A 17021-nucleotide genomic window follows, 5' to 3' on the forward strand; every position below is an offset into this window, starting at 1 on the left:
ATTGCCCTGGCGGTCCGGTTCATCCGGCCTTCCGTGTTCCTGCTGCTTACCTTCTGGCTGAACTGCGCCGTATCCTTCCTGCTGGGGACGTCCTTTGGCACGGCGGCCACCATGGGGGTGATTACCCTGTCCATCGGGGAGACCCTGGGGATCTCTCCTTTTTACAGCGGGGGCGCCATTTTGTCCGGCACCTATTTCGGAGACCGGATGTCTCCGGTTTCCACCAGTGCCCTTCTGGTCAGCGTGCTTACAGGAACGGACATCTACAAAAACATCGGGAACATGGCCCGGTTTGCCCTGGTCCCCTTTGCCCTGGCCAGCCTGTTCTATCTGGGGCTGGGCCTGTGGCTGCCGGGTATGGGCCAGGTGGGCGCCATGGTCAGCGGTCTGTATGACATTTACCATTTCACTCCCTGGCTGGTACTGCCGGCGGTGAGCATCCTGGTGCTGAGCTTCTTCCGGGTGTCCGTGAAGAAGAACATGGCCGTAAGCATCTTCCTTGCCCTGCTCCTGTGCCATTTTGTCCAGGGCTGGCCCTGGGCCTATCTGGTCCGGATCCTGGCCACCGGCTATCATCTGTCAGACCCGGAATACGCAGGGATGCTCAGCGGCGGGGGCATCACCTCCATGGTCCGGGTGGCCTCCATTGTGTGTCTGTCCGCTTCTTTCGGAGGCATCTTCAAGGGCACCGGGCTGCTGAAAGGCATCGAGGGACTGTTCCAGCAGCTGAAGGAGAAGGCGGGGACCTATCCGGCCATCATCCTGGCCGCCCTGTTTACCGGCATGGTGTCCTGCAACCAGACCCTGAGCATCGTGCTCACCCACCAGCTGTGCAGTCCCTTTGTGAAGGACCGGGAACAGCTGGCCCTGGACCTGGAGAACACGGCGGTGGTGATTTCTCCTCTGATTCCCTGGTCCATTGCCTGCGCCACCATCCTGGACACCACCGGAGCCCCTCACAGCTCCGTGGTCCTGGGAGTGTATCTGATTCTGCTTCCGGTGTGGGGATTGATAAAAAGCCGTTCTGCCGCTTGAAGGGGCAGAACGGCTTTAAGGGGCGCTGCTCAGTAGCGCCCCTTTTTCCTGCACTCTTCACAATATCCGTACAGCTCCAGATAATGGCCCACGATTTCGAACCGGGTCTTTTGGGCCAGTTCTTCTTCGAAGCCGTGGAGGGGGCAGCCGTCGATGTTCACCACTTTGTGGCAGCCCAGGCAGATCAGGTGGTGGGTGTGGCTGAGGGTGTACAGCAGGAACCCGTATTTCCGGCTTTGGGGCAGCAGGACCTTTTCCGTCAGCTTCTTTTCCGTGAAGCTTTCCAGGATCCGGTACACGGTGGAAAAATTCAGGCTGGCTCCGGCCTGGAGGAGTTTTTCATAAATATCGTCGGCACTGAGGACTTCCCGCTGTTCCAGGAGCAGTTCCAGCACCTGGCACCGGGCTTGGGTGCATTTCAGGCCGGCCCGGCGGATCAGCTGCCGGGCGTCCAGGGGAGATCCGTTCTTATCCATGGCGCACCTGCCGTTTCTGGCGCCGGGTCTGGAAACAGAGGACCAGCAGAAGGAGCAGGACGGACACAATGGCCGTGATTCCCCCTGGGGCGGCTCCGATGTAATAGGAGGCAAAGAGACCGGCCATAACGTCCAGGAAGCTGAAGAGTACCGCCAGGGCCATGGTTCTCTTGAATCCCTGACGGAGCTGGAGGGCGGTGGCCACCGGCAGGGCGATCAGGGAGCTGATCACCAGGATCCCCACGATCCGGATGGACACGGAAATGGTGGCAGCCACCAGAAGGGAGAACACATAGTTGATGGCCCGGGCCTTCACGCCCAGGATCCGGGCGCCGTCCTCATCAAAGGAAAGGAGCACCAGCTGGGGGAACAGGCTGAAAATGGCCAGGAGGGACACCACGGTCAGGATGGCCACGGTGGTCACTTCTCCCTGGGTTACGGTCAGGATGCTGCCGAACAGGAAGGAATCCACATTGGCGTGGACCAGGCCGGAGCTGATGATGGTAATGGCGATGCCCACGGACAGGGACAGGACGATCACCAGGGTCAGTTCTGCATACCGGCGGAATTTTTCCCGGAGCACTTCGATCAGCAGGCCGAAGAAGGAAGTGACACAGAAGGCGCTGATAATGGGGTTGGCATGGAACAGGAGACCGGTGGCCACCCCTGCCAGGGACGCATGACTCAGGGCGTCTCCGATCATGGAGTACCGGCGGAGCACCAGGAAGGTGCCGATCAGGGGACAGATAAGGGAAATCAGCAGGGACACCGCCAGGGCGTTCCGCATAAAGGCGTAATCAAACATGGGCGCAGTCACCTCCGTTTTCTGCCAGGTATTCCCGGATGTATTCCTGGGGGGTGCAGAAATGCCCCTGGCCCCGGACCACATGGAAGAAGCTGGAGGCGTTGTGGGCGGCATACCGCAGGTTGTGCTCTACAGTGATCACCGTGATCCCCCGTTCTTCGTTGAGATGATGGATCAGGGGATACAGGTCATCCTGGCTTTTCAGATCCATGCCGGTGGAAGGTTCATCGAAAATCATCAGATCCGGCTTTCCCAAAAGGGCTTTGGCAATCATCACCTTCTGGTACTGACCGCCGGAGAGGGCACCGATGAGATGATCCTGGAGAGAAGAGATGTGCATCCGGTCCAGGGCCCGGTCCACCGCATTCCGGTCTTTGATCTGGAGGACTTTCCGGGTATAGTCCAGGACTTCCCGGACAGTAATGGGAAACTGCTTGTTGATCATGTCCGTAGGCTGGGGCACATAGGCGGGCCGGCGGAAGGTGCAGGAGATGGTGCCGCTGCTGGGAGACAGGAGCCCCAGGATCAGCTTTACCAGGGTGCTTTTGCCGCTGCCGTTTTCTCCTACAATGGCCACATAGTCCCCGTCATGGATTTCCATGGACAGGTCATGGAGCAGATAGGGTCCCTGCTCATAAGCAAAGGACAGATGGGATATTTGAAGCATGGTACGACCTCTTTCCAGTATAATGGCGCAAATGCAAATCATTTGCGTTTATTGACGGACGATACTCTATATGATATGATATCTTTCGCGAAAATGCAAATGGTTTGCATTTCCCCACGATTTTGCTTTAGCCATTACAGGGATATGCAAAAGGAAAGGAAACAATCAATGAAACGGATTTTATTTTTGCTGCTGGCGGGGGCTTTGGTGCTGCTGGCGGGATGCGGGGGAAAGACGGCCCCGGAAAAGACGAAAGAGGGGAAACTGCCGGTGGTGGCCAGTTTCTATGCCATGAAGGAAATGACGGAAGCCATCGGAGGGGACAAGGTGGCGGTGACCACCCTGATCCCGGAAGGGACGGAGCCCCATGAATTCCAGCCCACCACCAAAAGCATGAAGGACCTGAGCCGGGCCCGGGTCCTGGTGATCCAGGGACTGGGTATGGAACCCTGGGCGGAAGAAATGGTGAAGGCGGCGGAAAACCGGGACCTGGTCCAGGTGGTGGCGGCCCGGGAAGTGACTCCCATTGCCAATGAGGATGCCGAGGAAGCCAGGGAACACGGCCAGTATGATCCCCATGCCTGGCTGAGCCCTGCCTGTGCTCAGGTGGAAGCGGCGGCCATTGTCCGGGGCCTGTCCCAGGCGGATCCGGTCAACGCCGGCTATTACCAGGCAAACGGAGAAAAGTTCATCGGCCGTCTCCGGCAGCTGGAAGCTGCCTACAAAGGGAAATTCCAGGATCTCCCCCGGAAGGAATTCGTCACCGGTCATGCAGCCTTTGCCTATCTGTGCCGGGATTTCGGCCTGGAACAGAACAGCGTGGAAGGCGTCTTTGCCTCCGGAGAACCCAATGCCCGGCAGCTGGCCAGCCTGGTGGAATACTGCAGGGCCCATCAGGTCCGGACCATTTTCACTGAAGCGGCGGTAAGCCCCAAGACCAGTGAATCCCTGGCCCGGGAAGTGGGAGCCAAAGTGGTGCCCATCCACACCCTGGAAGGGGGAGAAGGGGAAGGAGACTATCTGGTCCAGATGGAAGAGAATCTGGCACGGATCTACGAAAGCCTGAAGTAGGGGGCCGCTGACAGAGGGGGCACGTTCCGTGCCTCCCTCTTCATATTTTCTTCATATTTCCCCAACAACTCCTGCACAGGGAACGGGTATAATAAAGACAAAGGAAAAAGAAACCCACCCTCCTGGATGAGAAAGAAAGGATGATCCATCATGACAACCAAATTCAAGACTCTGGCAGTGGCAGCAGCATTCTTTGCAGCAGGAAGCATTGCCGGACCCCGTTTGCTGGCGGTATCTCCGGTTCATGCAGCGGAAGCGGTAACGGAAAATCAGCCGGTTGTACAAACGTTGGACAACCAGGTTGGATGCCCTTACTATCAGCAGAACGGACATCATCGGAGAGCCGGCCGCCGGGGCGGCTGCTGGAACCAGGACCGGCCCCCCTGCTGGGAAGACAACGGCCAGGGGCAGCAGAGCTGAAAAAAGGAGGTGTTGCACAGCAACACCCCCTTTTTATATAATGTCTCCAACAAGGAGGCGCTTATGGACAACTACTCTGTACTGCTGGTGGACGATGATCCCAAGCTGCTGGATCTTCTGGTGAACTATTTCCAAAAAGAACAATTTACGGTGTTTTCCGCCCGGGACGGGGAGGAGGCCCTCCGGGTCTTTGAACAGGAACAGCCCCAGCTGCTGGTGCTGGACCTGATGCTGCCCAAAATTGACGGCCGGGACGTGTGCCGGACCATCCGGCAGAAAAGCACTGTGCCCATTATCATGCTCACGGCCCGGGATGCGGAATTCGACCGGCTCATGGGACTGGAACTGGGGGCGGATGACTATGTGACCAAACCCTTCAGCATGCGGGAACTGGTGGCCCGGGTCCGGGCCCTGCTCCGGCGGACCTACGGAGCCTATGGCCAGCAGAAGCAGGAAAAACCGGAAACAGTGATCCGGGCCGGGAATCTGGAGCTGGATCTGGACCGGCATCTGCTGCTGCGCCAGGAAGGGGACGGCACCTGGAAATCCATCGAACTGACTCCCATTGAGTTCAGCCTGCTGGAAGTCCTTATGAAAAGCCCTGGCCATGTTTACAACCGGCTGCAATTAATGGAAAACAGCCATGGATTTGCCTTTGACGGCTATGAACGGACCATTGATGCCCACATCCGGAACCTGCGGCGGAAAATCGAACCGGATTCCAAAAATCCCCGGTACATCCTGACGGTGTACGGGATCGGCTACAAATTTGGAGGCTGAGGCCATGCGCTTTCACAGTGTACGGAACAAAATGATGGTGAGCACTTTCCTGCTGATCCTGGTCTGTGCCCTGATTGTGATTTCCATCTGCAGCCAACAGATGGAAACCCACTTTTTCCAGTATCTCCAGGATCCTTCCGCCCTGGCGGGCCAGCAGGGAGCCGGCGGCTATGGCCGGGGCATGGGCCGTGGGATGATGGGGGGCGGCATGGGCATGGGAGGCATGCACCACCGGATGATGCTGGGGGTGGCGGAACGGACCTTTGTGGAATCCTATCACCAGTCCCTGTGGTGGGTTGGCTTCCTGTTTGCAGGAGTGGGGCTGGTGGTCAGCTACTTCCTGTCCGGGAACATCACCCGGCCTCTCCGGCAGCTGTCCCAGGCGGCGGAAAAGATCCGTCAGGGGGACCTGAAACAGGAAGTCCCGGTGGATACCCAGGATGAAGTGGGCCAGCTGGCGGAAGTGTTCAACCAGATGTCCGCGGAACTGGCGGCCAATGAAAGCAACCGGCAGGAGCTTCTGGCCAACATCGCCCATGAACTGAAAACCCCGCTGGCGGTGCTCCAGGGCCACCTGGAAAGCATGCTGGACGGAGTGGAGGAACCGGCTCCGGACAAGCTGTTCTCCATGCAGGAAGAGGTTATGCGGCTGACCCGGCTGGTGGGAGATCTCCGGGATCTGTCCCTGGCCCAGGTTCATCGTCTGGAACTCCATCTCCAGCCGGTGGATCTGGATGAAAAAGTGGAACGGGCGGCGGACATGCTGGAACCTCTGCTGGAAGAAAAAAAGCTCCGGTTCGTAAAGGAACTGGCACCCGGTCTGCCGGAACGGCAGCTGGATCCGGACCGGCTGAACCAGATTCTGTACAACCTGATCACCAACGCCATCCGGTACACCCATCCGGGGACCCCCATCCTGCTGAAAACGGAACCGGCAGGAGACCGGGTGCGGCTGACCATTGCCGATGAAGGGCCGGGAATTGCCCCGGAAGACCTGCCCCATGTGTTCGAACAGTTCTACCGGGGAGACAAATCCCGGAACCGGGCTTCTGGAGGCAGCGGTATCGGGCTCTCTCTGGCCAAAAGCTTCGTGGAAGCCCAGGGCGGGACCATCACTGCCCGGAACCGGAAAGAGGGCGGGGCGGAGTTTGTGGTGGAATTGTAGGGCCGGCTGCATAGGCTGCCGGCCTGTTGGCGGTCCATGGTCAGCGGCCGTTGAACGTTGGCAGCTGACCGTTGACCGGGCTGTTGCCTAGGCAACAACCCCTTCATATTTTCTTCATATTCTCTTCCCACCATCTGCACATTCTATCCCTATAATACAACTATGATTTTAAGGAACTGCTGAAAAGGAGCGATGTGCAATGGTTATGACGAATTATATGGATCTGTTGGCGGCCAACCAGCCCTGGAACCTGATCCTGTTTATGGTGATCCCGGTGGTGCTGGCGGAATCCCTGGTGGCCACGGAATTCTACACCACCTATTACAACGGCAAAGCGGCGGGCTGGAAGACCTGGAATCACTGGCTGGGAATTGCTGCCGGAGTGTATTTCGCTCTGGTAGTGCTGTATCTTATGGTGAACGTTGTGCCCGGAATCCACTGGAAGGGCTGGGCGGACCAGCTGGCCATCGTGGCCTATCTGCTGGGAATCGTTCCCCTGGGGGCCATTGCTCTCATGGAACTGGGAATCACAGGGAAGCATCTCACGGATCAGCAGCGGACCCTGCGCCATTTCGGTCTTTTGATCGGGTTCCTGGTGGTGAGCCACGTGGCCATGGTGTTCGGCATGGTGGATCCCACCATTACCGGTTGGCAGCCTATGCCCGCTCCAATGCATCAGATGGGCGGGATGCAGCATATGTAAAAAAGACTGTGAAGAAATGGAAAAGACATTTCTTCACAGTCTTTTTTTGTCAGCGGCCAACGGTCAGCTGTCAGCGGCCGGTGGAAATCAATTTTTCCAAATTGATTTTGAATTTATAAAGACACTGACCGGCCAAACTCATTTTGCCGAAGTTCAAAGCCAGCGATGCTGGCTTTCTTTGGCTGTTGACCGTTGACAGGGGTGTTACCCAGGCAACACCCCCTTTTTTATTTTTCCAACGCTTTTTCCAGTGCTTTGGCCAGTTCCAGATCAGAGGCCGGGTTCTGGCCGGTGATCAGTTCCCGGTCTTTTACCACATGGCTCTGGTTCATGCCTTGGACCTGGATACGGGCACCGGACAGCTGGAGGGCCTGCTCCAGATGAAAGGGCATTTCCGTCCCTTTGGCTATTTCGCCCGGCCATTCTTCCGCATCAGAAAGAGCGGTCATGGCATAGCCGTCATAGATCCAACCCTTGCCCAGAGAAAGGACGCTTTTTACGTCCCGTTCCACCAGGGCCTTTCGGTAGGCGGCGGGATCCGGCAGGGCTGCCAGAGAAGCGGCGGGTCCATGGCAGATCATGGCAGTGGGCTTTTGTTTGGCGTGGAAATCTTTCAGGATGGTTCCCAGTTCCCGGTTTTCCATCAGACTGCCCATGGGAGCATGGCCCCCAGGGATGAACAGGGCATCATATTGATCCAGTCCGTTTTTCAGTACCTGCTGGAAGGAGATGGGCTGCAGGCTTTGGGCGAAGGCTTCCGCTTTGGCCCGTTCTTTCTCGCTGCCCTGAAAGAACTTTTTGTCATTGGATCCCTGATCCATGGCAGGGGCCTTTCCTTCCGGGGTGGCCAGGACGATCTGCCAGCCTTTTTCCGTAAGATATTCGGCGGGTACGGCCAGTTCATTGAGGAAAAAGCCGGTAGGCATGGCTGTATGGTTGGCCAGTTCCAGCGTATTTTCGCTGGAGGCGATCAGCAGGATCTTTCCTTTGGCAGAGGCTGCCGAAACAGGCTGGGCTGACAGTATACCGAGGGGAAGAACCAGCATAGCGGTGAGACAAAGTTTGACAAAACGGTTCATATGATCCACTCCTTGTTTTTTCCTTTTATTGTAGACAGAAAAGGTTTCGATGGAAAGTATGTACTTTTTTGTATATAAGTTTCCAAAAGGGAACTGCTGGAGTTAAAAGGTCCCGGCCATGTATTCCCGCCCCCAGTCGCAGATGGCGAAAATAACGGGACGGAGGGATTCTCCCCGGGATGTCAGGGTATATTCCGTCTTGGGCGGGACCACCGGATAGACCGTGCGGTGGATCAGTCCATCTCCTTCCAGCTCCCGGAGCTGCTGGGTGAGCATTTTTGCCGTGGCCCGGGGGATATGGCGCTGGATCTGGCTGAAACGCAGGACGTTTTCCGTCAGCAGATAATAGAGGATGATGGCCTTGTATTTGCCTCCCAACTGGCTCAGGGCCGCTTCCACGGGACAGTTGTATTTTTTTTCGTTCATGGGGGTCTCCTTATGGTTTCTTAAAAGATAGTATATCACTTAAAAGTGCATTCTTGTGATTTAGAAAGATTGGGGATAATATTAGCACAGTCAATCACGAAATACAAGAAAACAGGAGGAAAATCATATGCAAAAAGAGATTGGTGCGGTTATGGGGCTGTACCCCACGCCAGTGACTGTAGTGGGAACTGTTGTGGAAGGACGGGTGAACTGGCTGACCATTGCCCATGTAGGGGTCGTGGAACATACCCGTTTCCTGATCAGTGTGGACAAGGCTCATGAATTTTCTGTCCGGGGAATCGAAACCAACGGCACCGTATCGGTGAGTCTGGTGAACCGGGAAATCCTGGCAGCAGCTGATTACTGTGGCATGCATAAAGGAGCTGCTGAAGATAAGTCCCAGGTATTCCCCCATCATTTCGATGAGGTGAAGGGAGCGCCCATCCCGGACAATGCTCCGCTGGTGATGACCTGTCGTGTGATCCGGAAGGTGGAAGTGGGGCAGTTCAACAATTATATCCTGGAACCGGTACACACTTATGTGGAAGAAAAATATTTGAACGAACAGAACAAACCGGATTATGAAAAAATGAAACCCATCCTGTTTGAATTTCGGAATGCCCTGTATCTGGAAACCGGAGCTGTGGCCGGCCGCTGCTGGAATATCGGCTGGAATTTCCAGCGGTAACGCCCTTGTCGGGAGTCAGGAGTCCGAAGTCAGAAGTCTCAGGAAAGGATCCGCCTGGCTGGACGGATCCTTTTGATTCTGTAAAACCAGAATCAAAATCAATTTGAGAGTTTATTTCGTCCAAAGGTTCTACATATTCAAAAATTTGCTTGCAAATTTAACCTTCGGCTCCAGACTTCAGACTCCAGACTTGAGCCGCTATGCGGCTCTACAGCTAAGGAGGTGTTGCACGGAACGTGCGACACCTCCTTTAATACTTCTCCTTCATGAAATCCACAAAGGCCCGGACGCTGGCCAGAAGGTGGTAGTTTTTCCGGTAGTACATCCAGGTTTCCCGCATCAGGGGCTGGCCTTCCACAGTGGTGAGCACGGTGGGGTGGACCTGGGGAGTGTCCTGGCCGCAGCTCCGGGAGAGCAGGGTGAACCCCAGTCCTTCCTGGACCATTTTCAGGCAGGTGTCCATGGCATCGGTTTCGATGATGGTGAAGGGGGGCTTCCGGTAGTGGGCGTACCACCATTCGTCCAGCACGTTCTGGAGCATGGGGTCGGTGATGTAATGGATGTAGGGATAGCTGGGCAGCAGATCCATGTTCAGAGGGTCCCGGCTGAAGGCACAGAGAGGATCCTGCCACAGGAGCCGTTTTTCTTCGTTCCAGTTGTGGCCGCCCCGGACAATGCACACATGGTATTTCCCTTCCAGGAAGTCCCGGTACCGGTCATGGCTGAACCCGCTTTTCATGTGGATTTCGATCCGGGGGTAGGTCTGCCGGAACTGGGTCAGGATCCGGGGCATATGGTATTTGGCGAACACGTTGGAACAGGCAATGGACAGGGTGCCGGCCGGGTGGACCCTGGCGTCGGACAGGGTGTCCCGGATCTTCAGGTAGGAGGCTTCAGTTTTCAGGAAGAACCGGTACAGCAGTTCTCCTTCCGAAGTGAACTGGATCCCCCGGGGCTGGCGGAGGAACAGGGTACAGCCAAATTCCGCCTCCAGCCGTTTCAGCCGGTCGGTAAGGGCCGGCTGGGACAGGAACAGCCGCTTGGCGGTGTGGGTGATGTTCTTTTCTTCGTAGAGGGTCTTCAGCAGCAGGATGTCTTTGTTGTCCATAAGGGGGCCTCCTTCAGGGCTTAAAAGGATAAATATATTTTATCGCAAAACCGAATAAAATCCTATTTGTTTTTTAGGTCGGGAACAGGTACACTGAAAGGGAAAGAGGGGACAGCGGGCAGATCTCGAAAGAGAGCGTCGCCTCTTGGAAACCAGCAAACCCAAAAGGGACTGTTGCATGAGCAGCAGTCCCTTTTTGGGGTCTCGAGTCTCAAGCCATGAGTCTCAGGCCCATGGAAAGAACCTGTCCCGGTTCTCCCAATTGTGGAAAACCTTGAAACCGCCTGCCGGTGGTTTCAAAATAGCCATAGAATAATTTGATGGCTGATACAAATAAACACGTATTTGTGTTATTTCACAGAGAATTCTATGATAAGGCTGTGCACAATTGAATCGGAATTTTGGAGGAGGACAAAAATGGTTGAACTGATCCACGAGAATGTATATTACAGAGATGGACAGCTGCTGACGGAGCAGGAACTGGCTGCCCAGGGGGTTAAAGCCGACCGGGCGGAAGGGGTAAAGAAGACCCTGGCCTATCAGGTGATGGAAGCCCACCAGCAGGGCAGCGGGATGGAAGACCTCCATCTGAAGTTCGATGCTCTCACCAGCCATGACATCACCTATGTGGGGATCATCCAAACGGCCATTGCCAGCGGCCTGGACCATTTCCCCATCCCCTACATCCTGACCAACTGCCACAACAGCCTGGCCGCCGTAGGAGGCACCATCAACGAGGACGACCATGTTTTCGGCCTGTCTGCCGTGAAGCGGTTCGGGGGTCTTTACGTACCGCCCCATATGGCTGTCATCCATGAATACATGCGGGAACGGATGGCCGGCGGCGGGAAGATGATCCTGGGGTCCGACAGCCATACCCGGTACGGGGCCTTCGGCACCATGGCCATCGGGGAAGGAGGTCCGGAACTGGTGAAGCAGCTCCTGGGCCATACCTACGATGTCCAGCGGCCCCAGGTGATCGCCATTTATCTGAAAGGGAAACCCCGCCATGGGGTAGGGCCCCAGGATGTGGCTCTGGCCATTGAAAAAGCCGTTTTCAAAAACGGTTTCGTGAAGAACAAGGTGATGGAATTCATGGGACCGGGGATCGCCGGCCTGTCCATGGACTTCCGGAACGGCATCGACGTGATGACCACGGAAACCACCTGCCTGACCACCATCTGGTCCACGGACACCACCGTAAAGGACTACCTGGAACTCCACCACCGTCCGGAAGCCTACAAGGAAATGAAACCGGGAGATCTGGCCTGCTACGACGGAGCCGTGGTGGTAGATCTGGACAAGGTGGAATCCATGATTGCCATGCCCTTCCATCCCAGCCATGTGTACACCATCAAGGAACTGAACGAAGGGGGCAAAGACCTGCTGGCGGAAATCGAAGAACAGGCAGTGAACATGCTGGACAACAAGGAACTGTCCCTGGGTCTGGCGGACAAATACTATGACGGGAAGATGCACTGCGACCAGGGTCTGATTGCCGGCTGCTCCGGCGGTCTGTACGAAAACCTGGTGGCGGCCGCCCATATCCTGAAAGGAAAGAGCATCGGCAGCGAACGGTTCGCCTTCAGCGTCTATCCCTCCAGCCATCCCATCTATATGGAACTGATGCGCAACGGAGCCCTGGCAGATCTCATGGACGCCGGCGCCGTGGTCCGGTCCGCTTTCTGCGGCCCCTGCTTTGGCGCTGGGGATACTCCCAACAACAAGGGATTCAGCGTCCGGCACACCACCCGGAACTTCCCCAACCGGGAAGGGAGCAAGCCTGGCAAGGGACAGATCGCTTCCGTAGCCCTGATGGATGCCCGGAGCGTGGCAGCCACGGCGGCCAACCATGGGGCCCTGACCCCGGCCACGGAGGTGGACTACGACGACAGCGTGCCGGCTTACCATTACGACAGCCTGCCCTATGACCACAAGGTGTTCGACGGCATCGGCCAGCCGGACAAAAAGGAAGAGCTGGTGTACGGACCTTCCATCAAACCCTGGCCTTCCATTGAAAAGCTCAACAAGAACCTGCTGCTGAAAGTGGCTGCCTGGATCGATGATCCGGTGACCACCACCGACGAACTGATCCCCTCCGGGGAAACCTCTTCCTACCGGAGCGATCCCTATGCCCTCAGCGAATTTGCCCTGAGCCGGAAGGTGCCGGAATATGTGGGACGGGCCAAAGCTGTCCGGACCCTGGAAAAAGCCCGGCAGGACGGGGAAAACTGTGAAGAACTGAACAATCTGTACAGTTCTGTAAAAAATGCTCTGTGTTTGCAGGAATCTGTGGACCAGATGGAGAAAGATACTTCTGTAGGTTCGGTGGTCTATGCCAACAAACCGGGTGATGGGTCCGCCCGGGAACAGGCGGCTTCCTGCCAGCGGGTACTGGGCGGGGCAGCCAACATTGCCTTGGAATATGCCACCAAACGGTACCGCAGCAATGTGATGAACTGGGGAATGCTGCCGTTCCTGACTTCCTATGAAGACTCCCGGAAACTGGCGGTGGGGGATCTGGTCTATGTCCCCAATGTTCGGGAAATCCTCCTGAGTGACAAGGATGAATACAAGGGCTTCCTGATCCGGGACGGAAAGAAGACCGGGGAGATCACCCTGCACTTGGGCAGTGTGGAACCCTCCCAGAAAGACATCCTGGCTGCAGGCTGTCTGATCAACTACTACGCAGGCAGCAAAAAATAAGATCTGCCGTCCAACCTGAAGAGGAGAAGGCGGGCACAGGCCCTTCCTTCTCCTGCTTCCTGGCAGAAAGGAGTACAACATGTTGTTAGGTATTGCTGGTTTCGTCCTGATCGGACTGGTCGTGTACTGTCTGATCTCCTCCAAGATGAATGCCATCCCCATTTTCGTGGCATTCCCCATTATCATTGCCCTGCTCTGCGGTTTTGCCCCTGCAGAAGTATTCGCCTTCATCAAAAAAGGCGTGGGCACCACCATGTCCACCGCCATCCTGTTCCTGTTTTCCATTGTTTACTTTGCTTTGATGAATGATGTGGGCATGTTCGATCCTCTCATGAACTTCCTGGCCAAGAAAGCCGGGAACAACATTGTCCTGGTCACCATCGCCACCGGGATCATCGCCACCATCGCCCACCTGGACGGCACTACTGCCGGGACCTGCCTGATCACCGTCCCTGCCATGCTGCCCCTGTACAAAAAGCTCCACATCCGTCCTGTGGTGCTGTGCTGCATCATTTCCGCCGCCATCAGTATCATGAACCTGACCCCCTGGGGCGGCCCTGTGGCCCGTACTGCCATTATCCTGAAAACCGATGCCAGCATCCTGTGGCATGAACTGCTGCCTCTCCAGGGTGTGGGCCTGATCATTGTGCTGGCCTTTTGCATTTACCTGGGCCTCCTGGAAAAGAAACGGGGCGCCGGCCTGAACCCCACCGGGAAGGCTGCGGAACTCAGTGAAGACCTGAGCATGGCCGGGAACGATGCGCCGGCTGATCCCAGCCTGAAACGGCCCAAACTGGTGTGGATCAACTGGCTGGTGACCCTGGTGGTCATCCTGCTCATGTGCTTCACCAAGATTCCTCTCTACGGCGCCTTCATGATCGGCCTGGCCGCTGCCCTGATCATCAACTTCCGTTCCGCCAAGGAGCAGGCCAACGCGGTGAAACGCCATGCTTCCGCGGCTCTTTTGACTCCCATGATCCTTTTGACCACCGGGATCTTCCTGGGGATCCTGAACGGCACCGGGATGATGAAGAGCATGGCCAATATCCTGATCTACATTATGCCGGATGCCCTGGGGCCCAAACTGGCCACCGTCATGGGCTGCCTGTCCGTGCCTTTCGGCATGATGCTGGGCACCGACTCCTTCTTCTTCGGCTTCATGCCTCTGTGCATCGGGGTGGCGGAGAAGTTCGGGGTGGCCGCTCACGATATTGCCATGAGCATGCTGATCGGGAAAGACTTCTGCATCATGGTGACTCCTCACAACGCCACCACCTGGCTGCTGATCGGCATGGCCGGGGTATCCCTGAAGGAACAGCTGAAATTCTCCGCTCCCTATCTGTGGATCCTCAGCATCATCACCGTATTTGCTGCCGGGATCATGGGTGTGTTCCAGATGTAAAAAAAAGGGGGTGTCGCACGTTCCGTGCAACACCCCCTTAGCTGTAGAGCCGCATAGCGGCTCAAGTCTGGAGTCTGAAGTCTGAAGCCGAATGTTAAATTTGCAGGCAAATTTTTGAATATGTAGAACCTTTAGACGAAATGGTCGCTCAGATTGAATTCGATTCTGGTTTTACATAATCAAAAGGATCCGTCCAGCCAGGCGGATCCTGTCCTGAGGCTTCCGACTTCAGACTCCTGACTTCCGACTAAGGGGCTGTTGCGCATGCAACAGCCCCAACAAAAACAGCGGCAGAGCTGCGCTTCTCTGCCGCTGTTTTTGTTTGAAGGTTGACAATAAAAAAGGGTCGGTTGGGGAGGGCCTGAGGAGTGGCGGTCCCTCCCAGAGAGGGAGTGGAGGCACCGGGGCACACAACCCGGTGTTTCCTTTATGACAATGAGCTGAAGACCATCGGTAGGAAGGTCCTCAAAGACAATAAGCAAGGGGAGTGGCTAATGGTTAGGAAATCATAACCATTAGCCTTGAAAAAAATAAAGACAATGCGGTTAGTCTTTACTTACAGGAGCAATTCTAGCATACATCCACTAGGGATGCAAGCTTTTTTCGAAAAAACTTTTAAAAATTTTTCTGCCACTGTTTCTCCCCTGTAGATATTGTACTCTATTTCTGTTAAAAAACAAGGAAAAATGCGGCTTATAACCTGGTGAAAATATTTTAGGTTACACTAACTATAATCAATAGGAGTTCTTCTGCAGATCCACCCTTCACTGGCTTTTCATTTTCCTCTGCTATCCTGTACAATGTAGAAGTATGGGAGGGATGCTGCATGAAAATCCTTGTGGTGGAAGATGAACCCACGCTGAATAAAATCATCGCCAAACGGCTGAAGATCGAAGCCTACTCCGTGGACTGCGCCTTCAACGGGAAGGAAGCCCTGGAGTATCTGGACGCCGCGGAATACGATCTTTTGATCGTGGATATCATGATGCCGGAAATGGACGGGCTGACCCTGGTGAAGAAGATCCGGGAAAAGGGCAGCCGGGTGCCCGTCCTGTTCCTGACGGCCCTGGACAGCACCCAGGACAAGGTCACCGGCCTGGATGCCGGGGGAGATGACTACCTGGTGAAGCCTTTTGAATTCGATGAGCTGCTGGCCCGGATCCGGAGCCTGCTCCGGCGGAGCAATGCCCAGCAGACAGCCCGGACCCAGCTGATCCTGGCGGATCTCACCCTGGATACCCGGACCCATCAGGTGACCCGGGGAGGCCAGGAGATTTCTCTGACTCCCAAGGAGTTCTCCGTGCTGGATTATCTCCTGCGGAACCAGGGGACGGTCCTGTCCCGGGAACAGATCCTGGAACACGCCTGGGATTTTTCCTATGAAGGGTATTCCAATATGGTGGATGTGTACATCAAGACCCTGCGGAAAAAAATCGACAAAGATTTCGAACCCAAACTGCTCCACACCGTAAGAGGCACCGGCTATGTCCTTAAAGTATAAAACAGCCGTCTGTCACTGGCTGCAAAAAAGGTGGAAGCAGCTGAAGAGTCTCCCGGTTTCCCTCCGGGTCACTTTGTGGTACACCCTGTTCCTGTCCATCATCCTGCTGCTTTTCACCGGGGTGATCCTGAAAATGGGGGCGGATTATGAAAAACGGACCGCCACCCGGAGCCTGACCAAAGCGGTGGAAAAAGCCGGGGACCGGTATATGGAAAAAGGGGGGAAATTCCGGGCCTATGATGACAATGTGTATCTGGCCTTACGGGACGATCGGGGAAATCTGCTTCAGGGGACGGAACCGGAAAACGCGCCTCATCCGAAGGAGCCCGTGTTTGGCCGGGGACCTCAGCCGGTGGTGATCAATGGGGTGCCCTATCATTATCTGGATCTGCCCCTGCGGCCGGATCGGGAGGAATTCCGGAAAGGGACATACCACGGGCCGGGCCGGTTCATCCGGGGCTATCTGGCGGATACGGTGTATGCCCGGTACCATCAGGCCATGCTGCTGGGGGCGCTGATTGCCCTGCCCCTGTTCCTGATCCTGGTGACCCTGGGGGGCTACAAGATCATCAAACGGAGTTTTGCTCCGGTCAGGGCCATCAGCGAGGCGGCCCGGGCCATTGGGGAAACCGGGGACCTGTCCCAGCGGATCCCCCTGGACGACAGCCGGGATGAGATCCACCAGATGGGCCGGACCTTCAACTGGATGCTGGGACAGATCGAAGAACTCCTGGAACGGGAGAAACGGTTCACTTCCGATGTGTCCCACGAACTGCGGACTCCCACGGCGGTGATCATGGCGGAAAGCGAATTCGGCAAGGATTATACGGACAATCTGGAAGAAGCCCGGGAGGAATTCCAGCATATTTTCCAGCAGTCCCGGCGGATGAGCCAGCTGATCAACCAGCTGCTGGAACTGTCCCGGCTGGGGAACCGGAAGAATCTGGAACTGGTGCCGGTGGACCTGAGCCGGCTGGTCCGGGAGACCC

18 protein-coding genes are annotated in these 17021 nt (G+C 56.1%); 12 read left to right on the forward strand and 6 right to left on the reverse strand.

From position 1 onward, the window contains the following. Positions 1–1035 (forward strand): Na+/H+ antiporter NhaC family protein (locus tag QVO43_RS07310; protein WP_288174718.1); only part of this gene is annotated, 1035 nt, incomplete at its 5' end. A 29-nt stretch (positions 1036–1064) separates the two neighbouring features. Here QVO43_RS07310 and QVO43_RS07315 read toward each other — a convergent pair. Genes QVO43_RS07315 through QVO43_RS07325 form a run of 3 tightly spaced genes read right to left on the reverse strand, consistent with a single transcriptional unit; the run spans position 1065 to position 2983 of the window. Next, a complete protein-coding gene (locus tag QVO43_RS07315; protein WP_022487879.1) occupies positions 1065–1511 on the reverse strand; it encodes a Fur family transcriptional regulator in 447 nt (148 codons plus the stop codon). Beyond that, a complete protein-coding gene (locus QVO43_RS07320) occupies positions 1504–2316 on the reverse strand; it encodes a metal ABC transporter permease (RefSeq protein ID WP_022487880.1) in 813 nt (270 codons plus the stop codon). Before QVO43_RS07320 ends, QVO43_RS07315 begins: the two co-directional genes overlap by 8 nt. Then, positions 2309–2983, reverse strand: coding sequence for a metal ABC transporter ATP-binding protein (locus QVO43_RS07325; RefSeq protein ID WP_022487881.1), 675 nt, complete (start codon positions 2981–2983; stop codon positions 2309–2311). Before QVO43_RS07325 ends, QVO43_RS07320 begins: the two co-directional genes overlap by 8 nt. 168 nt (positions 2984–3151) lie before the next feature. Between QVO43_RS07325 and QVO43_RS07330 the strand changes: the two genes are divergently transcribed. From QVO43_RS07330 to QVO43_RS07355, 6 genes are all read left to right on the forward strand, one after another. Further along, a complete protein-coding gene (locus QVO43_RS07330; RefSeq protein WP_022487882.1) occupies positions 3152–4054 on the forward strand; it encodes a metal ABC transporter solute-binding protein, Zn/Mn family in 903 nt (300 codons plus the stop codon). Between the two features lie 150 nt (positions 4055–4204). After that, entirely contained in the window at positions 4205–4474 is a 270-nt protein-coding gene (locus QVO43_RS07335) for a hypothetical protein (protein ID WP_022487883.1), read from the forward strand. 63 nt (positions 4475–4537) lie between these two features. Then, the gene (locus tag QVO43_RS07340; protein ID WP_022487884.1) at positions 4538–5254 is read left to right on the forward strand and encodes a response regulator transcription factor; all 717 of its coding nucleotides are present in this window, start codon (positions 4538–4540) and stop codon (positions 5252–5254) included. A 4-nt stretch (positions 5255–5258) separates the two neighbouring features. After that, positions 5259–6419, forward strand: a complete 1161-nt coding sequence (locus tag QVO43_RS07345) for a sensor histidine kinase (RefSeq protein ID WP_022487885.1) — start codon at positions 5259–5261, stop codon at positions 6417–6419. Positions 6420–6618: 199 nt separating this feature from the next. Next, positions 6619–7122: a DUF6803 family protein gene (locus QVO43_RS07350; RefSeq protein WP_022487886.1), complete on the forward strand. Its 504-nt coding sequence runs from the start codon at positions 6619–6621 to the stop codon at positions 7120–7122. Positions 7123–7138: 16 nt separating this feature from the next. Further along, positions 7139–7318, forward strand: coding sequence for a hypothetical protein (locus QVO43_RS07355; protein ID WP_288174719.1), 180 nt, complete (start codon positions 7139–7141; stop codon positions 7316–7318). 31 nt (positions 7319–7349) lie between these two features. On the opposite strand, the gene QVO43_RS07360 is transcribed toward QVO43_RS07355, so the two are convergent. Together QVO43_RS07360 and QVO43_RS07365 are read right to left on the reverse strand one after the other, a co-directional pair. Continuing rightward, on the reverse strand, positions 7350–8201 hold the full coding sequence (locus QVO43_RS07360) for a type 1 glutamine amidotransferase domain-containing protein (protein ID WP_022487887.1): 852 nt from the start codon (positions 8199–8201) through the stop codon (positions 7350–7352). 102 nt (positions 8202–8303) lie between these two features. Further along, positions 8304–8627, reverse strand: a complete 324-nt coding sequence (locus QVO43_RS07365) for a winged helix-turn-helix transcriptional regulator (protein WP_022487888.1) — start codon at positions 8625–8627, stop codon at positions 8304–8306. Positions 8628–8754: 127 nt separating this feature from the next. Between QVO43_RS07365 and QVO43_RS07370 the strand changes: the two genes are divergently transcribed. Further along, on the forward strand, positions 8755–9315 hold the full coding sequence (locus QVO43_RS07370; RefSeq protein ID WP_022487889.1) for a flavin reductase family protein: 561 nt from the start codon (positions 8755–8757) through the stop codon (positions 9313–9315). A gap of 250 nt (positions 9316–9565) precedes the next feature. On the opposite strand, the gene QVO43_RS07375 is transcribed toward QVO43_RS07370, so the two are convergent. Continuing rightward, the gene (locus QVO43_RS07375) at positions 9566–10423 is read right to left on the reverse strand and encodes a LysR family transcriptional regulator (RefSeq protein WP_022487890.1); all 858 of its coding nucleotides are present in this window, start codon (positions 10421–10423) and stop codon (positions 9566–9568) included. A gap of 417 nt (positions 10424–10840) precedes the next feature. Between QVO43_RS07375 and QVO43_RS07380 the strand changes: the two genes are divergently transcribed. The 4 genes from QVO43_RS07380 to QVO43_RS07395 all read left to right on the forward strand — a co-directional run. Next, positions 10841–13129 carry a hydratase gene (locus QVO43_RS07380; RefSeq protein WP_022487891.1) on the forward strand — a complete coding sequence of 763 codons (2289 nt, stop codon included), beginning with the start codon at positions 10841–10843 and terminating at the stop codon, positions 13127–13129. 79 nt (positions 13130–13208) lie between these two features. Beyond that, positions 13209–14531, forward strand: coding sequence for a CitMHS family transporter (locus QVO43_RS07385; RefSeq protein WP_022487892.1), 1323 nt, complete (start codon positions 13209–13211; stop codon positions 14529–14531). An 826-nt stretch (positions 14532–15357) separates the two neighbouring features. Beyond that, on the forward strand, positions 15358–16032 hold the full coding sequence (locus QVO43_RS07390) for a response regulator transcription factor (protein WP_022487893.1): 675 nt from the start codon (positions 15358–15360) through the stop codon (positions 16030–16032). Next, positions 16016–17021, forward strand: a 1006-nt coding sequence (locus QVO43_RS07395; RefSeq protein ID WP_288174720.1) for a histidine kinase dimerization/phospho-acceptor domain-containing protein, incomplete at its 3' end; no start/stop codon positions are given. The genes QVO43_RS07390 and QVO43_RS07395, both read left to right, overlap by 17 nt.

Source organism: Acidaminococcus sp. CAG:542, from assembly GCF_000437815.1.
Lineage (GTDB): Bacteria > Bacillota > Negativicutes > Acidaminococcales > Acidaminococcaceae > Acidaminococcus.